The following is a 15,703-nucleotide window of genomic DNA, read 5'->3' as shown; positions in this document are numbered from 1 at the left end:
GCATCATTGCAAACAACCGCGTCGTTTTCAACATCAAGGGAAACGACTACCGACTAATTGTGGCAGTTGCTTACAGAATGCAGTACGTTTACGTGAAGTTCATTGGCACCCATGTCGAATACGACAAAGTTGACGCAGCCGTCGTTGACCAGTTCAAAGGAGTCTGATCTTGGAAATTAAAGCTATCCGCACCGAAGCCGATTACCTTGCAGCGCTGCAAGAGGTATCCACCCTGATAGACCTTGACCCGTCTGCCGACGCTCCCGAAGGGGAGCGACTTGATGTGCTTGGTACGCTCGTACAGGCTTACGAAGCGAAACACTATCCTATTGATCCGCCTGACCCCATTGATGCGATCAAGTTCCGCATGGAGCAGTCTGGCATGTCAGTGAAAGACCTCGTGCCTTACATTGGCTCGCTCAATCGCGTTTACGAAGTTTTATCCTGCAAACGATCACTGTCCCTCAATATGATCCGCCGGCTGAACCAAGGGCTGCATATTCCTGCTGAGGTGCTTATCCGCGAGTCTGAACCTGTTGCTGCCTGAGTGCGTCTCTACCAGCTTTTGAACAAAACGGATCTGATTTCAAACGTTGCGTTCCAACCTCAGAATACAAATAGCTCTTTTTTGAAGATTTTGATTTTTTTGGGCCGGGCGTGTGCGATGGCGGCGGGGCTTTTGTTGGCGACGATCACCTTGCTGACGTGCGCCAGCATTGTGGGGCGTGAAGTGCTGGGCCAAACGGTGCCCGGCGACTTTGAGCTGGTTGGCCTGAGCACCGGGGCTGCTATCGCTTTGTTCATGCCGCTGTGCCAGCTTGAGCGGGGCCACATCATGGTGGATTTTTTCACCGTCAAAATGCCTGACCGCGTGAATGCCGGGCTGGACCGATGGGGTGCCGGGGTGCTTGCGGGGTGCTTCGCGCTGCTGGCCTGGCGCACCGCGCTGGGCGGCGTGAATGCCTGGGACACCCACGCGGGCAGCATGTTGCTGGGTTTCCCGGAATGGCTCATTTACAGCGCGATGGTGTTGCCTTTTGTCTTGACCGCCTGCATTGCCGCCCACCAGGTGGTGTTTGGCTTCGACGCCAAGCCGGCACTGACCGAATGAGCGCGCCCGCACTGGCGCTCAGCTTTCTGGGCCTGATGTTTGTCTTGATGGCCTTGCGACTGCCGATTGCCATCGCCATGTTTGTGGCGGGGTCGGTCGGCTACGTCGTGCAGGCCGGGGTGTCACCGTACTTGAGCTTTCTCAACACCCTGCCGTTTGCGCGTTTTGCCAACTATGACTTGTCAGTCATTCCGCTGTTTATCCTGATGGGGCAATTTGCCACGAAGGGCGGACTCAGCCAAGCGCTGTTTCAGGTCGCCTCCGACCTCATGGGCCGCTTCAAGGGCGGGCTGGCGATGGCGGCCATGCTGGCCTCGGCCGCTTTTGGGGCGGTCTGCGGCTCCTCCATCGCCACCGCCGCCACCATCACCGGCGTCGCTTTGCCGGAGATGCAACGCCACGGTTACTCGGGACGACTGGCCACCGGCACTTTGGCCACGGCGGGCACGCTGGGCATCTTGATTCCGCCCTCGGTACCGCTGGTGATCTACGCCATCCTGACCGAGCAAAACATCTCCAAGCTATTTTTGGCGGCGACGATTCCCGGTATTTTGGCGATGCTGGGCTACATGGCGGTGATTTTTGTGTATGTGCGCCTGGTGCCCGGCCATGCACCGGCCATCAAACCCCACGCGGTGCGTTTTGCCTGGCGCTCGCTCTTAGGCATCGCCCCCATTTTGGTGGTTTTTACCTTGGTCTTCGGCGGCATTTACAGCGGGCTCTTCTCGCCGACTGAAGGGGCAGCGGTGGGTGCCGCCTCGGCGTTTATCGCGGCCTTGCTCAACCACGAGATGAGCTGGGACAAGCTGCAACAGTGCTTCTTGGCCACCGCGCAGAGTTCAGCCATGATATTTTTGATTTTCATCGGCGCCGACATCATGAACTCGGCGCTGGCGTTGACCCAGATTCAGCACCAACTGGTGAACCTGATCAACGGCTGGAACGTGGCACCTATTTGGGTCATGCTCGCCATCGTCGCCTTGCACTTGGTGCTCGGTACCGTTACCGAAGAACTCTCCATCATTTTGTTGACCATTCCGATATTTTTTCCGGTGGTGATGAGCCTGGACTTTGGCATGCCCCCGGAATCGGTCGCCCTCTGGTTTGGCATCCTGATTTTGATGGTGGTGTCATTCGGCATGCTGGTGCCCCCGATGGGCTTGAATGTGTACGTCGTCAATGGCATGGCCAAAAATGTGCCCTTGGGTGAAACCTTCAGAGGCGTGCTGCCATTCCTGGTCAGTGACGCTATTCGGATCTTGTTGCTGCTGTTTTTCCCCGGTGTCTGCTTGTGGCTTGTGACATTCAGGGCGTGACTTTTTAACTTCAATTTTTCTTATGCTTCAACGACGCACCTTACTCAAATCATCGGCCGCCGTGGCCCTGTTGACGCCCGCTTTCAAGGCCCTGGCCGAGCCGGTGGTCACGCTCAAGTTTCACACCTTCATGGCGCCGATGTCGAATGTGTGGATCAACATGCACAAGGTCTGGATGGACAAGGTCAGCCGGGAATCCGGCGGGCGCATCAAGTTTGAAGCCTACCCGGCGATGCAACTTGGCGGCACGCCGGCGCAACTCTACGACCAGGCCAAAGACGGTGTGGTGGACATCATCTGGACCATTCCGGGCTACACCGCGGGGCGCTTTCCGCGTCTTGAGGTGTTTGAGTTGCCGTTCATGATGAGCAACGCCGAGGCCACCTCCAAGGCGGTCTGGGAGTATGTGCAAACCGTGGCCGTTGACGAGTTCAAAGACACGCAGGTGCTGGCACTGCAAGTGCACGGCCCCGGCACGATTCACACCAAAGACAAACCCATCAGGACCGCCGCCGACCTCAAAGGCCTCAAAATGCGCGGCCCCACACGCCAGACCACCAAAATGCTGGGCTACCTGGGGGCCACGCCTGTGGGCATGCCGTTGCCCAGCATCCCCGATGCCTTGTCCAAAGGCACGATTGACGGTGCGGTGCTGCCGTGGGAAGTCGTGCCGTCGGTCAAAGTGCAGGAGCTGGCCAAATTTCACAGTGAGTTTGACCCAGCCGGCGGCGCACTCTACACCGCCACCTTTGTGCTGGCCATGAACAAAGCCCGCTACAACGCGTTGCCACCGGACCTGAAAAAAATCATCGACAACAACTCGGGTCTGGCCACGTCCGGCTGGCTGGGCAAGGTGCATCAGGCGGGTGATGGCGCTGGGCGCCAATCCGCGCTGGACCACAAAAACACGGTTTACACCATCCCCCCGGTGGACGCGCAGGAATTCAAACGCAAAGCCGCTTTGGTGGAAGTGGAGTGGGTGCAAGACATGAACAAACGTGGTTTTGACGGCCAAAAACTGCTCAACACCGCGCGCGCTCTAATAGAAAAACACAGCAAGGTGGCTGCAGCACCGGCCAGGGTAGCCCCTAAAAAGGTCTGATTTTCCAACTGGAATTACACTGGCTTAATGCTTCGCCTTCCCATCAAACACTGCAAAAACTGTGGCACCGCCGTGGTCTACCGGATTCCGGACGACGGCGACACCAAAGAGCGCGCAGTCTGCACGGCTTGCTTCACCATTCACTACGAAAACCCGCTCAATGTGGTGGGCACGGTGCCGCATTGGGGCGACAAAGTGCTGCTGTGCAAGCGCAACATCGAACCCCGCTGGGGCAAGTGGACGCTGCCGGCCGGGTTCATGGAGCTGAACGAAACCGTGGCTGAGGGCGCGGCCCGCGAAACCCTCGAAGAGTCCGGCGCCCAGTTCGAGATGGAAGGCTTGTTCTCACTGGTCAATGTGGCCCGGGTCGGGCAGGTTCACCTGTTTTACCGGGCAAAGCTGCTGAGCGACACCTTCAACCCGGGCTTTGAAACCATTGAAGCCCGCCTGTTCAGCGAGGAAGAAATTCCTTGGGACGAGATCGCCTTCAGAACCGTCAAGGAAACACTGGAACTCTATTTTGCAGACCGCCGCGCCGGCCACTACGCCATTCATGCCATCGACATTTAGTGACTTGACCGAGGAGGCGTCCTTTGGCGCCAAAGACCGGGTCGAGTTGTGGCTCTACCGCATCGGCGCCTACCTGCTGATCAATGTCATTGATGACCCGGCCTGGCTGGCCCTGATGTTTTGCTAACCTTTTTATAACCCGCCATGCTTCCCTGCTACGTTCTGCTTGACCTTGAAACCACGGGTGGCAACCCGGTGCACGACCGCATCACCGAAATTGCGGCCGTGCGCATCGAAGGCGGGCAGGAGGTGGCGCGCTGGAGCACGCTGGTCAACCCCGGCACCGCCATTTCCTCGTTCATCCAGAACCTGACCGGCATCAGCAATGCCATGGTGGCTGATGCGCCGGGCTTTGAGGAGGTGGCACCGCGCTTGCTGGAGATCCTGAAGGGCGCCGTGCTGGTGGCCCACAACGTGCGCTTTGACCACGGTTTTTTGCTCAACGAGTATTCGCGATTGGAGCAAGCTTTGCGGGTGAAGACGCTGTGCACCGTGCGCTTGTCGCGCCTGCTGTACCCGCAGCACAAAAGCCACGGCCTGGATGCCATCATGCAGCGCCACGACCTGAAAACGTCGGCCCGGCACCGCGCCATGGGCGATGTCGAGATGGTGCTGGCTTGGCTCGGCATTGCCGCCCAGGAGCTGGGCGCAGAGCAGGTGAAGCAACACGCACAGACGCTGCTGCAAGGCAGTGCTGCCCTGCCGCCCCTGCTTGAGACGCCGGTTGATCAGATTCCTGAGTCCGCCGGGGTTTACCTGTTTTTTGGCGAGGGTCCGCTGCCTTTGTACATCGGCAAAAGCATCAAGCTGCGCAGCCGGGTGATGTCGCATTTTCAGGCGGCCAGCCGGGAGCCCCGCGAGATGCGCATTGCGCAAGAGGTCCGGCGCATTGAGTGGGTTGAGACCGCGGGCGAACTCGGCGCCCTGCTGCTGGAAGCGCGCCTGGTGAAAGACAAGCAACCGGTTTACAACCGCCAGTTGCGCCGCGAGCGCACGCTGTGCGCTTGGCAATTGGACGCCAATCCGCTGGCGCGACCCCTGCTGACGCTGGTGCGCAGTGACGACCTGCAGCCCAGCCAATTTGGCCGCATGTACGGCGTTTACCGCTCCAAGAATCAGGCCATCAGCAGCTTGCGCGAACTGGCCGACAAACACGCCTTATGTCTGCACGCGCTGGGGCTGGAGTCTGGCAAAGGCCGCTGCTTCGCGCACCAGATTGGGCGCTGCAAAGGCGTGTGTTGTGGCGAAGAAAAACCGGAGTTGCATTACCTGAGGCTGCAACTGGCACTGGCCGAGCAAAAGCTGCAGGTGTGGCCGCACGCCGGCAAAGTGGGGCTGCGCGAGCACAACCCACAAACTGGCCGCACCGACCTCCATATCTTCGATCAGTGGTGCCATCTGGCCACGGTGCAGGACGAGGCCGAACTGGAAGACGCACTCACCAGCAACAGCTCGCTGGCGTTTGACCTGGACACCTACCGGTTGCTGCTCAAGCACTTGTTGACGCAGCAGAAAAAGGGGCTGGAATTACGGGTGTTTGACAGGCCTTGACGCATTTCTGATGGCTGAAACGGTGGGAACGGCGGAAACGAATCACCCGGAAATTTATAGCCAATCAGCCTCTAGCCCCCGTCATATATGCGCGAGCAGCTATTAATAATGTAGCACTCTAGCGTTCAGGCGGTTTGATCTCCTTGACGTCTACCACCTCGACGATCTCCGCATCAATCACATTGGCATCGTCTGGACGGGCCGCACGGCCTGAGCCCGGCCCGCGGTAAAACCGGTCCATCATCGCCTGCCGGTTCACCTGAAAAGTCCAGGGACTGACCGGCTGCCCGGTCAAGCGCGCCCACAGTGCCCGCACCAGCCAAAACGCCAGCACCACCAGCGCCGCAGCCAGCACGCTGGCCAGAAATACCAGCCCCGCCAGCATCAACACCAGCCGAAGCACCAGTCCAAAAATTGTTTTCATGTGTCCATCCTGATCAATATGCGGTGCTTAAACCGCCACCGCCACACCGCCAACGCGCCGTGACACCGCATACGGCGGCAAACCCTGCAGCATGCGCCGCCCGAACGCCATGCGCAACAAACGCCGGTCATAGCAAATGACAGTGGCGTGGTCGTCTTCGGTGCGAATCGCCCGGCCCGTCCACTGCAGCAGCTTGATGCCGGTGGCGGGCACCACCAACTCTGAAAACGGGTCACGCCCGACACTCTTCAACCACTCCGAGCGCGCTTCTTCCACCGGGTCAGACGGTGAACTGAAGGGCAGCTTGGCGATGAACACGGTTTCGCACAGCTTGCCAGGCAAATCCAGCCCTTCACCGAATGACTGCAGGCCAAAGATGACCGACGGGTAGTCCGACTCGACCCGCGCCTGATGCGTGGCTAGCAAGCGCAAGCGCGCCATCTGGCCCTGCACCAGCACCACCTCTTGCAAGGCAGAACTCAGCGCATCCACCGCTGCTTTCATTTGTACGCGCGAGGTGAACAGCACCAAGGCGCCGTGTTCGACCCGGTCCAGATCCCTCATCAATTCAACCACCATCTCGCGTGTGTAGGCGTCGGCATTTTTGGGGTCGGCCTCGGTTTCGACCACGATCAACTGGCCTTGCGTGGTGTAGTTGAACGGACTTTCGACCTCCAGCGTGGAGGCATTCGGGTTGTTGACCAGACCCGCCTCGTGCAGAAAATAGTCAAAACTGCCGCAACTGGTGAGCGAAGCAGACGTGACCACGGCACCGCGCACCTGGCTCCACAAACTCTGGCGCAGCAGGTCGCCCGGCACGATCGGGCAGGCGTGGGCGGTCAAAAAGACCAAGCCCGAGCTGGTGTCGGACTTGAGCCACTTGGCCAACGGCTGCGGGCCGTGTTCCAGCAGCAAACTGCTGGTCTCCACCACACTGGCCAATTTGGGCGCCAACTGCCCCAGCTTGGCGTAGAGCTGCGAACACATCAGCGCCTGCGACGGGTCTTCTTTGGCCAGCAACTTCACCTCGGCGCCGAGCGCCTCCAGCGCGTTGGAAATGCCGTCGGCGTGGCCATGAATCAGGGTCACGGGATCGATCAATGCATCGGGCAGCACGCCATTTTTAAAACGGTAGGTGCCGTCATAACCCGTGACGTTCACGGCAAGCAGGTCCATCACGATGCGACCCACGTCCTGCAGCGCGCTCTTGAGTTGCTGCGCCAGCGTGGTGACGTCTTGCGCCAGCGTGACGTGGATTTTTTCAGCCACCTCTTGCATCGCCCGGGGCAATTTATCGAGCCAGCGCAGGCTCGATAAATCCATGGCGCTGGAGAACTGGTCCAGCGCCACAGCGGGCAGATGGTGGCCTTCGTCAAACACCACCAGACATTTGTCCAGCTCAGGCAGCGCCTTGCGGCCCAGCGAGGCCAGCACCAGATCGTGATTCGCCACGATGACTTGCGCCTCGGCCAGCTTGGTGCGGGCGTTGTAATAGCTGCAATCCCGAAAACGCGGGCAATGGCGGGCGGTGCAGGTGTGGCGCTCGGCGGCCACGGCCGACCAGTCGCGCGGCTCGGGCTGCTCGGCAAGATTGTCGCGATCGCCATCCCACTTGTTGCCCATCAGGGAATCTGCCAGTGAGGCATACAGTTTGATGCGGCGCTCTTCCGGGTCTTCGCCTTGCAGTTGCTTGGCAAAGGCGGCACGCGGTGGCGGCAGGTCTTCCTCAGACTCAAACAGATCGATTTCTTCACCCGCTCCGGCCAGGCGCTCAAGCTTGAGCTTGCACACATACCGGCCGCGCCCTTTGGCCAGCGCGAAGACAAACGGCGTCTCCAGCACTGCGGCCAGCGCGGGCAGGTCCTTGGTCATGAGCTGCTCCTGCAGCGCCACGGTGGCGGTCGAGATCACCACCCGGGTTTTGAGCGACAGCGCCATCGACACTGTGGTCGACAGGTAAGCGGCCGACTTGCCGACGCCAGTGCCGGCCTGGATGACGGTGATGGCTTTGCCGGGGTTGGCGTGCTCGCCCAGGTTCACCCCCGACAAAGCACTGGCGATGCGCTGCGCCATCTCGCGTTGGCCGGGACGTGAGCGAAAGCCCGAGGTGGCGTTCACCACCTGGTCAAAGGCCGCCAGGGACAGCGTCGCCAGTTTGTCAGCGCTCAAGAGGAATGCCCATGTAATAGATTGCTTAATTTGATCTGCATAGCCTCTATTACACCGCCATCTAGAGCCCGACTGCATTAAGTTACCCAATTGACCGAACCCACCTCGTCATATTCCTCAAGCAAAATGGCGAGATGAACACCGTCAACCGCGACCTGAACGAAGCCAAACTGGAGTCCCTGCTGAAGCGTGCGCATGGGGCGCTGGACAGCGGTGACGTCCAAACCGGGCGCGAGTTGTCGCACCAAGTGCTGAAAGCGGCGCAAACCCTCAACAACCAGCGCTTTGAAGCACGCGCGCTGCTGTGTCTGGCGCACTGTGACCGCATGTTGTCGCGCTACCGGCGGGCGCACCGGGCCAGCCAGCTCGCCGCGCAAGCCTTCCAGCTGCTGGGCGACACCTCGGGCGAGGTGATGGCGCTCACCACCCATGCCTTTGTCGCCATCAATCTGGGGCGCAACGAAGAAGCGGTTGAGGCCGCCCTGCTGAGCGTGCGCCTGAGCGAATTGCTTGAAAAAGACGAGCACAGCGTGCTGTCTTACAACGCGCTGGGGGTGGCCTATTTCTGGAGCCACCACTTTGACAAGGCCGAACATGCGCTGCGCACCTCGATGCAGATTGCCGAGCGCGCCAACCCACCTCTGAACACCTTCCAGCCCCAGATCAACCAGTGGTGGAGCCAGGTGATCCGGATTTTTTACGAGCGCTACTACGACGGTGAACTGCCCTCGCTGGCGCTCATGCATTTGCATCGGGAGATGGCCAAAAAACTGGGCAGCCACAGCCAAGTCAGCACCGCGCCCTTGAGCGCGAATGTGACCACCGAGGCCGTGCTGCTCTTTGGTGCCAGCCTGGATGCCTGCTGGCACGGCCAATTGGCGCAAGCACAGCAAGACGTTGACGACTTGGGCGGCTGGGCCCAACGCTACGGCACGCTGACCTGGCTCTCGGCCCTGGAAGCCTGGGCGCGGGCTGAAATTGCCTGGGCCCGGCAAGACTGGCCGACCGCCACGAACCATGCTGCCAAGATGATCGACATCGCGGTGACGGTGGAACACGAGCAGCTGGCCTGCCTGGGGCACCTGCTGGCGTCGCAGTTATTCATGGCGCAAGGCCAGAATGCCCAGGCGCTGGACGAGTTGCGCCGGCTGCGTCAACGCGAGCAACTGATCCGCTGCGATTGCCTGGAAACCCGCGAGAACGTCATCAACTGGCAACTCGGCTTGAGGCTGCGCCAGCAAAGCATTGAGCAGCTGGAAATGAGTTCAAAGCACCTTGAGAAGCTATCGCTGGAAGACGCCCTGACCCACATTCCCAACCGCCGACATTTTGAAATGTATGCTGCCGAACTGCTGCAAAAAGGGCTGGAGCGCGGCCAGCCGCCCTGCCTTGCGCTGGTGGACGTGGATAAATTCAAACAAATCAACGACAATTTTTCGCACCAGGTCGGCGACGAGGTGCTCAAACGCATTGCCCATATTTTGAAGTCGCATGTGCGCGAAGACGACATGGCGGCACGCCTGGGTGGCGACGAGTTCATCATCCTCTTCAAAGCCACCGACCTGAAAATGGCCGAGCAAGTCTGCCAGCGCATTTGCCAGGCGGTGCGTGACTTTGACTGGTCGGGCATCAGCGCCGGGTTGCAATCAAGCATCAGCGTCGGCGTGGCGCGTGCGCACCAGGGCGATACGGTGGAGTCGCTCACCCACCGCAGCGACACGTCCATGTACGACAGCAAGAAAAATAAAGTGCCAAATAAGGCGCTAGCCCCCGTATTACCTTCGTGAGCAGCTATTAAATAAGGAGTAGTTATGCATTTTTCAAAATCTTGGCGCAAGCTGCTTTCTGCCTGCGCAGTCGCCTTGGCGCTGGGAGCTTGCAGCGTGTTGCAGCCCGACGCCCACCTGGCAGCCTTCAGCACCCAGATGACGGGGCAAAACCAGGTGCCGCCGGTTGCCACGGTTGCCACCGGCCGTGTTGATGCTGTGCTGGACAAAAACACCCGGCTGTTTCGTTGGAAGTTGTCGTTTACCGGAATGCGCAGCCCGGTCACCAGCGGCCACTTTCACGGCCCGGCCCCGATTGGCGGCAGCGCCCCGGTCGCCTTGAACTTCAGCGGCCCGGTCAAGAGCCCTTTTGAGGGACGAGCCACGCTCACCGCCGCCCAGGCCCAGGATTTATTGAGCGGCAAGTGGTACATCAACCTCCACACCGAAGCCCATCCCGGCGGGGAAATTCGAGGCCAGATGATCTTGCGCGAGTAAGTTTATTCAAGACTTGTCACGCTTTTGTCACGAAAATAACTTAACGTAGAAGGTTCGAAAGTACCCAGGAGTCCAAGTTGAACCCAGAAGAAGACGAATTAGTCCAGCGCATCCGCCGCGACCTGGCTGACAGTTACGACGAAGAGTTGGAGCTGGAACTGGAAGACCGCAACCTGGACGACCTCGACACCAGCAATCTCGACACATCGTCGGCCAGCTACAAGGAAAGTCGCCGCCAGTATTTTCGTGAGTTATTCCGGATGCAGGCGGAACTCGTCAAACTGCAGGACTGGGTCGTCAAGACCGGCCACAAGGTCGTGATTTTGTTTGAAGGCCGCGATGCGGCGGGCAAAGGCGGGGTCATCAAGCGCATCACCCAGCGGCTGAACCCGCGTGTGTGCCGTGTCGCAGCGCTGCCCGCCCCCAATGCCCGCGAACAAACCCAGTGGTATTTCCAGCGCTATGTCTCGCACCTGCCGGGTGCTGGCGAAATTGTCTTGTTTGACCGCAGTTGGTACAACCGGGCCGGCGTCGAGCGGGTGATGGGTTTTTGCTCTGACGAACAGTACGAGGAGTTCTTCAGGTCGGTGCCCGAGTTTGAAAAAATGCTGGTGCGCTCGGGCATTCAGCTCATCAAATACTGGTTCTCGATCTCGGACGAAGAGCAGCAAATTCGCTTTTTGGGGCGCATTCATGACCCGCTGAAGCAGTGGAAATTGAGCCCGATGGACATGGAATCGCGCCGTCGCTGGGAGGAATACACCAAGGCCAAGGAAATCATGATTGAGCGCACCCACATTGCCGAAGCTCCGTGGTGGGTGGTGCAGGCGGTGGACAAGAAAAAAGCGCGCCTCAACTGCATTCATCACTTGCTCGACCAAATTCCGTACGGCGAAATCGTGCACCCCGAGATCGTGTTGCCGCCACGTGAGCGCCATGAGGACTATGTGCGCCAGCCGGTATCCCAGGAAATACTGGTCCCCGACGTTTACTGAGCCCGCTGGCTCTACCACCGTCAATTAAAATGCTAGCTCTAGCAAGGCTGCGCCTTGAATTACAGGAAAAATATTAGATGCAAGATGGAACTCGCCTAGCCGCTGTCGATTTAGGCTCCAACAGCTTTCGACTCGAAATCGGACGTATCGAGCACGGGCAGTTTTACCGCACCGAATACCTGAAGGAAACCGTTCGCCAAGGCAGCGGACTCGATGAGGAACGCAACCTGACGCCACAAGCCATGCAGCGCGGCTGGGATTGTCTGGCGCGCTTTGGCGAACGCCTGGCAGGTTTCAGCGCCACTGAAGTGCGTGCTGTGGCCACCCAAACCCTGCGTGAAGCACGTAACCGCGACGAATTTTTAACCCAGGCCAATGCGGTGCTGGGCTTCCCGATAGACATCATTTCCGGCCGCGAAGAAGCCCGGCTGATTTACCAGGGCGTTGCACAGGCTTTACCGCAAGGCGATGAACGCCGCTTGGTGATTGACATTGGCGGGCGTTCCACCGAAATGATCTTGGGTCACGGGTTTGAACCCAAGCTGATGGAGTCATACCGGGTCGGCAGTATTGCCTGGTCCACCCGCTACTTTGCAGACAACCAACTGACCCGTCACAATTTTCAAATGGCCGAAATTGCGGCCAAAGCCGTTCTGGACGAAGCCCTGAACGCCTACCGGCGCGACGCTTGGGACGTGGCTTACGGCTCAGCCGGTACCGTCGGCGCCGTGGGGGATGTATTGGCAGCCGCCGGCTGGCCCACGGGCTCCGTCACCCGCGAAGGGCTGGACTGGCTGCTGGACCGCTTGATCAGTTCCCAAAGCACTGACAAAATCCGTCTGGCGGGCATGCGCGACGACCGCCGGGCCATCATTGGCGGGGGCTTGAGCATTTTGCGGGCGGTGTTTGATTTGATGCAGATCGATCAAATGCAACAAGCGTCTGGCGGTTTGCGCCATGGCCTGCTGTGCGACCTGATGGGCGAAACCTCAGACAAGACCGATGTGCGCTCCAAGTCGGTACAACGGCTTTCCGCTAAGTTTGGCACCGACGCCGTGCATGGCGTTCGCGTCAGCAAGGTGGCGGCTCATTTGTTTGCCCAACTGAAAACAAGCGAAGCATCGTCAGACAACCCGAGCGACAGCCTGGCCGATGAGCGACTGAGCCGCAAGCTGAACTGGGCCGCGCAGTTGCACGAAATCGGCAGCCAGATTTCGCACAGCGATTACCACAAGCACGGCGCCTACATCTTGGACAACGCCGATGCCATGGGTTTTTCATTGTCAGAGCTGCACAAGCTCAGTCAACTGGTGCTGGGGCACCGCGGCAAGTTGCGCAAGCTGGAAGTCGATTTTGAAGACGATATCTTTGTGCAGCAATTGCTGGCCCTGCGGCTGGCAGTCATCTTGTGCCATGCCCGCCGCGACCCGGATTTGAATGGGCTGGCGCTGACGCGCGATGGCGATACGTCAACCAACTTCGCCATCAGTTGCCGCTCATCGTGGGCTCAGTCATTTCCTCAATCGGCCCACCTGTTGCGCGAAGAAGTGCAGGCCTGGCAAAAGACGCCCTGGTCCTTGAGCCTTAGCGAATACTGATCTCGTTACTTTCCAGAATCACCAAACCTTCGCCCCGGCTCTTGGCGTCGTGTTTGGCCCGCGCAGCAATAGAGGCCACCTGCTCGGCGCTGGTAAATTCGCCACACTGAATTTTGACGGCGCCAACAGAGATCGTGGTCAACGGAAAAAACCGGGGCACTCCGTAACGGTCTTCCGCATGAATGCCTCCGGCCTCGCGGGCCGACTCGTCAAACAGTTCGAGAGCGCAGCGCGCAAACTCGGCAATGAATTTTTCGCACTGCATTTGCCAGTCGGTGCTCTGGTAGAGAACAATGAAATCGTCGCCCCCCACATGACCGACAAAATCACGCTGGGGGTCGCAGTGTGCCAAGGCGAGCTTGGCCACCAGACGAATCATTTCATCGCCGCGCCAGTACCCATACTGGTCATTGAAGGGTTTGAAATTATTCAGGTCGGCGTAGCAGGCCACAAACTCAACACCGCTGTTTAACAAGCGCTCTATGTGCTGGCTGATGGGAATATTGCCCGGCAAAAACGTCAGCGGATTGGCATGGCGCGCCGCTTCAATGCGGGTTTCAGTCACGGAACGGACCAGTTGTTCACCCGTGCCAACGCCTTCATAGCGGCCGTTGTTGGTGACGATAAACCCATCCACCAGGTAGCGCTGATCTTCCGAGGTGAGGATGCCCACCAACTCATCGACGTTGTGGTTGCGCTCAATCAAGCGGGGGGACAGGTTGGCGTGTACCAGGCAGGGTTTTCGACCCCACACCTCCCGGTAATAAAGCTTGCTGTACTCGTTCATGAACCTTGAGCGGTTGATGATGCCGACTGGGCGCAGGCCATCAATGACCGCCACCGAATTAAGCTTTTCGTTCACCAAGAACACCTGTGCCAGTTCGTCGTTGGTCGTGCGCAAGCCCACCGTGGGCGCCTCGACCACCGCCAGTCGGCTGAGCGAACCGGAATTGGAAGCCCGACGCAGTTCAGGGAAAACGGCCACCCGCCGGTCCCGCATGACGTCGAGCGCCTGGCTTTCGATCTGCTCGCGCGGCAAAGGGGCGGGCCGACCCAAAAAGTAGCCCTGTCCATATTGAATACCGAGGTCGCGCAGCACGCGCAGGTCTTCTTCAGTCTCGATGCCTTCAGCCACCAACGAGGTATCAAAAATCGTGGCGATTTGTTGCAGCGCCTGAATCGTCTTGAGCTTGTCGGCGTGCTGACTGATGTCCTTGGTAAAGTATTTGTCAATCTTCACGAACTCTGGTTTGAGTTGCGACCAGAGCCGCAGGCTGGAGCGGCCATCGCCAAAATCATCCAGCGCCAGCGACACACCGGCGGAACGAATATCGCGCACGACCTCGGCCAGATAGTCCATGTCGGTTATCCGTTCGTACTCGGTGATTTCCAACACCAGCATGCGGGGCAAGACACCAAAGTCACTGATCAGGGCCATCAAGCTGTCTCGCCCGCATTGTTTGAGGACTTGCAGCAAGACCTCGGCACTGATATTGACAAACAGTCGACCGGTTTCACCCAAACCACCCCAGCCACTGAGCGCGGTGGTGACGCAAAAGTTCTCAAATTCGAAGTTAAGGCTCTCATGCGCGGCGGCCGCCAGCAAAACATCAGGCGTGTGAAAAGAGGTACCTTGCGGCCCCCGAATCAAGGCTTCGTGCGAGTAAATGGACCCATCTCGCAAGGAGACAATTGGTTGAAAGACCGCGTAAAGGTCGCTACTGCGCATCAGGGCCGCCAGCGGACCCCGACCTCTTCGTACTGCGTTGGAGCTTAGGGAGACAGGCACAGACCGGGGCTTCTGAGCAGGTTTTATCAACCGATCTACCAAATGAGGCTCAGGCTTGCAAATAGCGTCTATTGCACCCATGCTAAGAATGTTCATTGAGAGCCAACATCAAGATTGTTTATTTTTTCAGTCTAAGAGCGCCTAATGACGAGCGTGTGACAAATTAATCCCACACGAATCACAAGAATAGGAACTTGACGACAGTTCTTTAAACGATATAAACTGTATGCCTCGTTTATTTACAAGGAAACACACCATGACAGTCACCGAAAAAACCATCCCTGCCGCCGTTGAAACAAAAATCGTTGCTGTAGCACCTGCAGCCCCCGTGGCAACAACAGCACCGGTCGCTGCGACCAAAGTCGCTGCCAAGCCAGCGGTTAAACGTGTCGCCAAGAAACCGGCTGCGCCTGCACCCGTGGCGGTCAAAGCCGTTGTCAAAACTGTGACCAAGCCCGTCGCCAAGGCAGCGCCCAAAGCAGCAGCCAAGCCAGCTGTTAAAGCAGCTCCCAAGGCCGCCGCCAAACCAGCAGTCAAAGCAGTTGCCAAGCCAAAAGCTGAAAAACTGGTCAAGCCTAAAAAGCCAAAATTGGTTCGCGACAGCTTCACCATTCCCAAAGTCGAATACACCGTGTTGGACGACCTGAAGCAACGCGCTGGAAAATTGGCCAGTGCCGTTAAAAAGAGCGAACTGATCCGCGCCGGCGTCAAGGCCCTGGCCGCCATGAGCGATGCTGCTTTCCTGGCTGCGCTCAAAGTGGTTCCGACCATCAAGACCGGACGCCCCACCAAAGCCAAGGTAGACTGATCGAAC

Annotated in this window: 16 protein-coding genes; 13 read left to right on the top strand and 3 right to left on the bottom strand. The window is 58.7% G+C overall.

What is annotated here, in order from left to right:
- The 8 genes from WCG50_RS06280 to WCG50_RS06245 all read left to right on the top strand — a co-directional run.
- The coding region (locus WCG50_RS06280) for a type II toxin-antitoxin system HigB family toxin (RefSeq protein WP_336898727.1) at nucleotides 1–167 on the top strand (167 nt) is incomplete at its 5' end.
- Between the two features lie 2 nt (nucleotides 168–169).
- Entirely contained in the window at nucleotides 170–547 is a 378-nt protein-coding gene (locus WCG50_RS06275; protein ID WP_336898726.1) for a transcriptional regulator, read from the top strand.
- Nucleotides 548–628: 81 nt separating this feature from the next.
- Nucleotides 629–1,111, top strand: a complete 483-nt coding sequence (locus tag WCG50_RS06270; RefSeq protein WP_336898725.1) for a TRAP transporter small permease — start codon at nucleotides 629–631, stop codon at nucleotides 1,109–1,111.
- Complete coding sequence (locus WCG50_RS06265; protein ID WP_336898724.1) at nucleotides 1,108–2,427, top strand: TRAP transporter large permease; 1,320 nt, start codon at nucleotides 1,108–1,110, stop codon at nucleotides 2,425–2,427. The genes WCG50_RS06270 and WCG50_RS06265 overlap by 4 nt, the downstream gene beginning before the upstream one ends.
- A gap of 22 nt (nucleotides 2,428–2,449) precedes the next feature.
- On the top strand, nucleotides 2,450–3,529 hold the full coding sequence (locus WCG50_RS06260; protein ID WP_336898723.1) for a TRAP transporter substrate-binding protein: 1,080 nt from the start codon (nucleotides 2,450–2,452) through the stop codon (nucleotides 3,527–3,529).
- Between the two features lie 27 nt (nucleotides 3,530–3,556).
- Nucleotides 3,557–4,099: an NUDIX hydrolase gene (locus tag WCG50_RS06255; protein ID WP_336898722.1), complete on the top strand. Its 543-nt coding sequence runs from the start codon at nucleotides 3,557–3,559 to the stop codon at nucleotides 4,097–4,099.
- On the top strand, nucleotides 4,083–4,226 hold the full coding sequence (locus tag WCG50_RS06250; RefSeq protein ID WP_336898721.1) for a hypothetical protein: 144 nt from the start codon (nucleotides 4,083–4,085) through the stop codon (nucleotides 4,224–4,226). Before WCG50_RS06255 ends, WCG50_RS06250 begins: the two co-directional genes overlap by 17 nt.
- 17 nt (nucleotides 4,227–4,243) lie before the next feature.
- Nucleotides 4,244–5,650, top strand: coding sequence for an exonuclease domain-containing protein (locus tag WCG50_RS06245; protein WP_336898720.1), 1,407 nt, complete (start codon nucleotides 4,244–4,246; stop codon nucleotides 5,648–5,650).
- 118 nt (nucleotides 5,651–5,768) lie between these two features.
- Here WCG50_RS06245 and WCG50_RS06240 read toward each other — a convergent pair whose 3' ends face one another.
- Both WCG50_RS06240 and dinG read right to left on the bottom strand, forming a co-directional pair.
- The gene (locus WCG50_RS06240) at nucleotides 5,769–6,074 is read right to left on the bottom strand and encodes a hypothetical protein (RefSeq protein ID WP_336898719.1); all 306 of its coding nucleotides are present in this window, start codon (nucleotides 6,072–6,074) and stop codon (nucleotides 5,769–5,771) included.
- A 27-nt stretch (nucleotides 6,075–6,101) separates the two neighbouring features.
- On the bottom strand, nucleotides 6,102–8,243 hold the full coding sequence (gene dinG, locus WCG50_RS06235; RefSeq protein ID WP_336898718.1) for an ATP-dependent DNA helicase DinG: 2,142 nt from the start codon (nucleotides 8,241–8,243) through the stop codon (nucleotides 6,102–6,104).
- Between the two features lie 134 nt (nucleotides 8,244–8,377).
- Between dinG and WCG50_RS06230 the strand changes: the two genes are divergently transcribed.
- The 4 genes from WCG50_RS06230 to ppx all read left to right on the top strand — a co-directional run bounded on the left by WCG50_RS06230 (nucleotide 8,378) and on the right by ppx (nucleotide 13,100).
- On the top strand, nucleotides 8,378–10,030 hold the full coding sequence (locus tag WCG50_RS06230) for a tetratricopeptide repeat-containing diguanylate cyclase (RefSeq protein WP_336898717.1): 1,653 nt from the start codon (nucleotides 8,378–8,380) through the stop codon (nucleotides 10,028–10,030).
- 24 nt (nucleotides 10,031–10,054) lie between these two features.
- A complete protein-coding gene (locus WCG50_RS06225; RefSeq protein ID WP_336898716.1) occupies nucleotides 10,055–10,507 on the top strand; it encodes a CHRD domain-containing protein in 453 nt (150 codons plus the stop codon).
- A gap of 77 nt (nucleotides 10,508–10,584) precedes the next feature.
- Nucleotides 10,585–11,502, top strand: a complete 918-nt coding sequence (ppk2, locus tag WCG50_RS06220) for a polyphosphate kinase 2 (RefSeq protein WP_336898715.1) — start codon at nucleotides 10,585–10,587, stop codon at nucleotides 11,500–11,502.
- Nucleotides 11,503–11,579: 77 nt separating this feature from the next.
- On the top strand, nucleotides 11,580–13,100 hold the full coding sequence (gene ppx, locus WCG50_RS06215) for an exopolyphosphatase (RefSeq protein ID WP_336898714.1): 1,521 nt from the start codon (nucleotides 11,580–11,582) through the stop codon (nucleotides 13,098–13,100).
- Here the strand turns inward: ppx and WCG50_RS06210 are convergent.
- Nucleotides 13,087–14,829, bottom strand: coding sequence for a phosphodiesterase (locus tag WCG50_RS06210; RefSeq protein WP_336898713.1), 1,743 nt, complete (start codon nucleotides 14,827–14,829; stop codon nucleotides 13,087–13,089). The genes ppx and WCG50_RS06210 overlap by 14 nt on opposite strands.
- Nucleotides 14,830–15,145: 316 nt before the next feature.
- Between WCG50_RS06210 and WCG50_RS06205 the strand changes: the two genes are divergently transcribed.
- The gene (locus tag WCG50_RS06205) at nucleotides 15,146–15,697 is read left to right on the top strand and encodes a hypothetical protein (protein WP_336898712.1); all 552 of its coding nucleotides are present in this window, start codon (nucleotides 15,146–15,148) and stop codon (nucleotides 15,695–15,697) included.
- Nucleotides 15,698–15,703: the final 6 nt, after the last annotated feature.

It is taken from the genome of Rhodoferax sp., from assembly GCF_037143375.1.
Classification (GTDB): Bacteria; Pseudomonadota; Gammaproteobacteria; order Burkholderiales; family Burkholderiaceae_C; genus Rhodoferax.
This window is presented reverse-complemented; position numbering and strand designations above follow the sequence as displayed.

Excerpts from the sequence above, each read along its gene's own strand:
- WCG50_RS06205 (WP_336898712.1), top strand. The coding sequence starts at position 15,146 with ATGACAGTCACCGAAAAAACCATCCCTGCCGCCGTTGAAACAAAAATC.
- WCG50_RS06265 (WP_336898724.1), top strand. The coding sequence starts at position 1,108 with ATGAGCGCGCCCGCACTGGCGCTCAGCTTTCTGGGCCTGATGTTTGTC.
- WCG50_RS06255 (WP_336898722.1), top strand. The coding sequence starts at position 3,557 with ATGCTTCGCCTTCCCATCAAACACTGCAAAAACTGTGGCACCGCCGTG.
- WCG50_RS06250 (WP_336898721.1), top strand. The coding sequence starts at position 4,083 with ATGCCATCGACATTTAGTGACTTGACCGAGGAGGCGTCCTTTGGCGCC.
- WCG50_RS06225 (WP_336898716.1), top strand. The coding sequence starts at position 10,055 with ATGCATTTTTCAAAATCTTGGCGCAAGCTGCTTTCTGCCTGCGCAGTC.
- ppx (WP_336898714.1), top strand. The coding sequence starts at position 11,580 with ATGCAAGATGGAACTCGCCTAGCCGCTGTCGATTTAGGCTCCAACAGC.
- WCG50_RS06230 (WP_336898717.1), top strand. The coding sequence starts at position 8,378 with ATGAACACCGTCAACCGCGACCTGAACGAAGCCAAACTGGAGTCCCTG.
- WCG50_RS06210 (WP_336898713.1), bottom strand. The coding sequence starts at position 14,829 with ATGCGCAGTAGCGACCTTTACGCGGTCTTTCAACCAATTGTCTCCTTG.
- WCG50_RS06245 (WP_336898720.1), top strand. The coding sequence starts at position 4,244 with ATGCTTCCCTGCTACGTTCTGCTTGACCTTGAAACCACGGGTGGCAAC.
- WCG50_RS06260 (WP_336898723.1), top strand. The coding sequence starts at position 2,450 with ATGCTTCAACGACGCACCTTACTCAAATCATCGGCCGCCGTGGCCCTG.
- WCG50_RS06240 (WP_336898719.1), bottom strand. The coding sequence starts at position 6,074 with ATGAAAACAATTTTTGGACTGGTGCTTCGGCTGGTGTTGATGCTGGCG.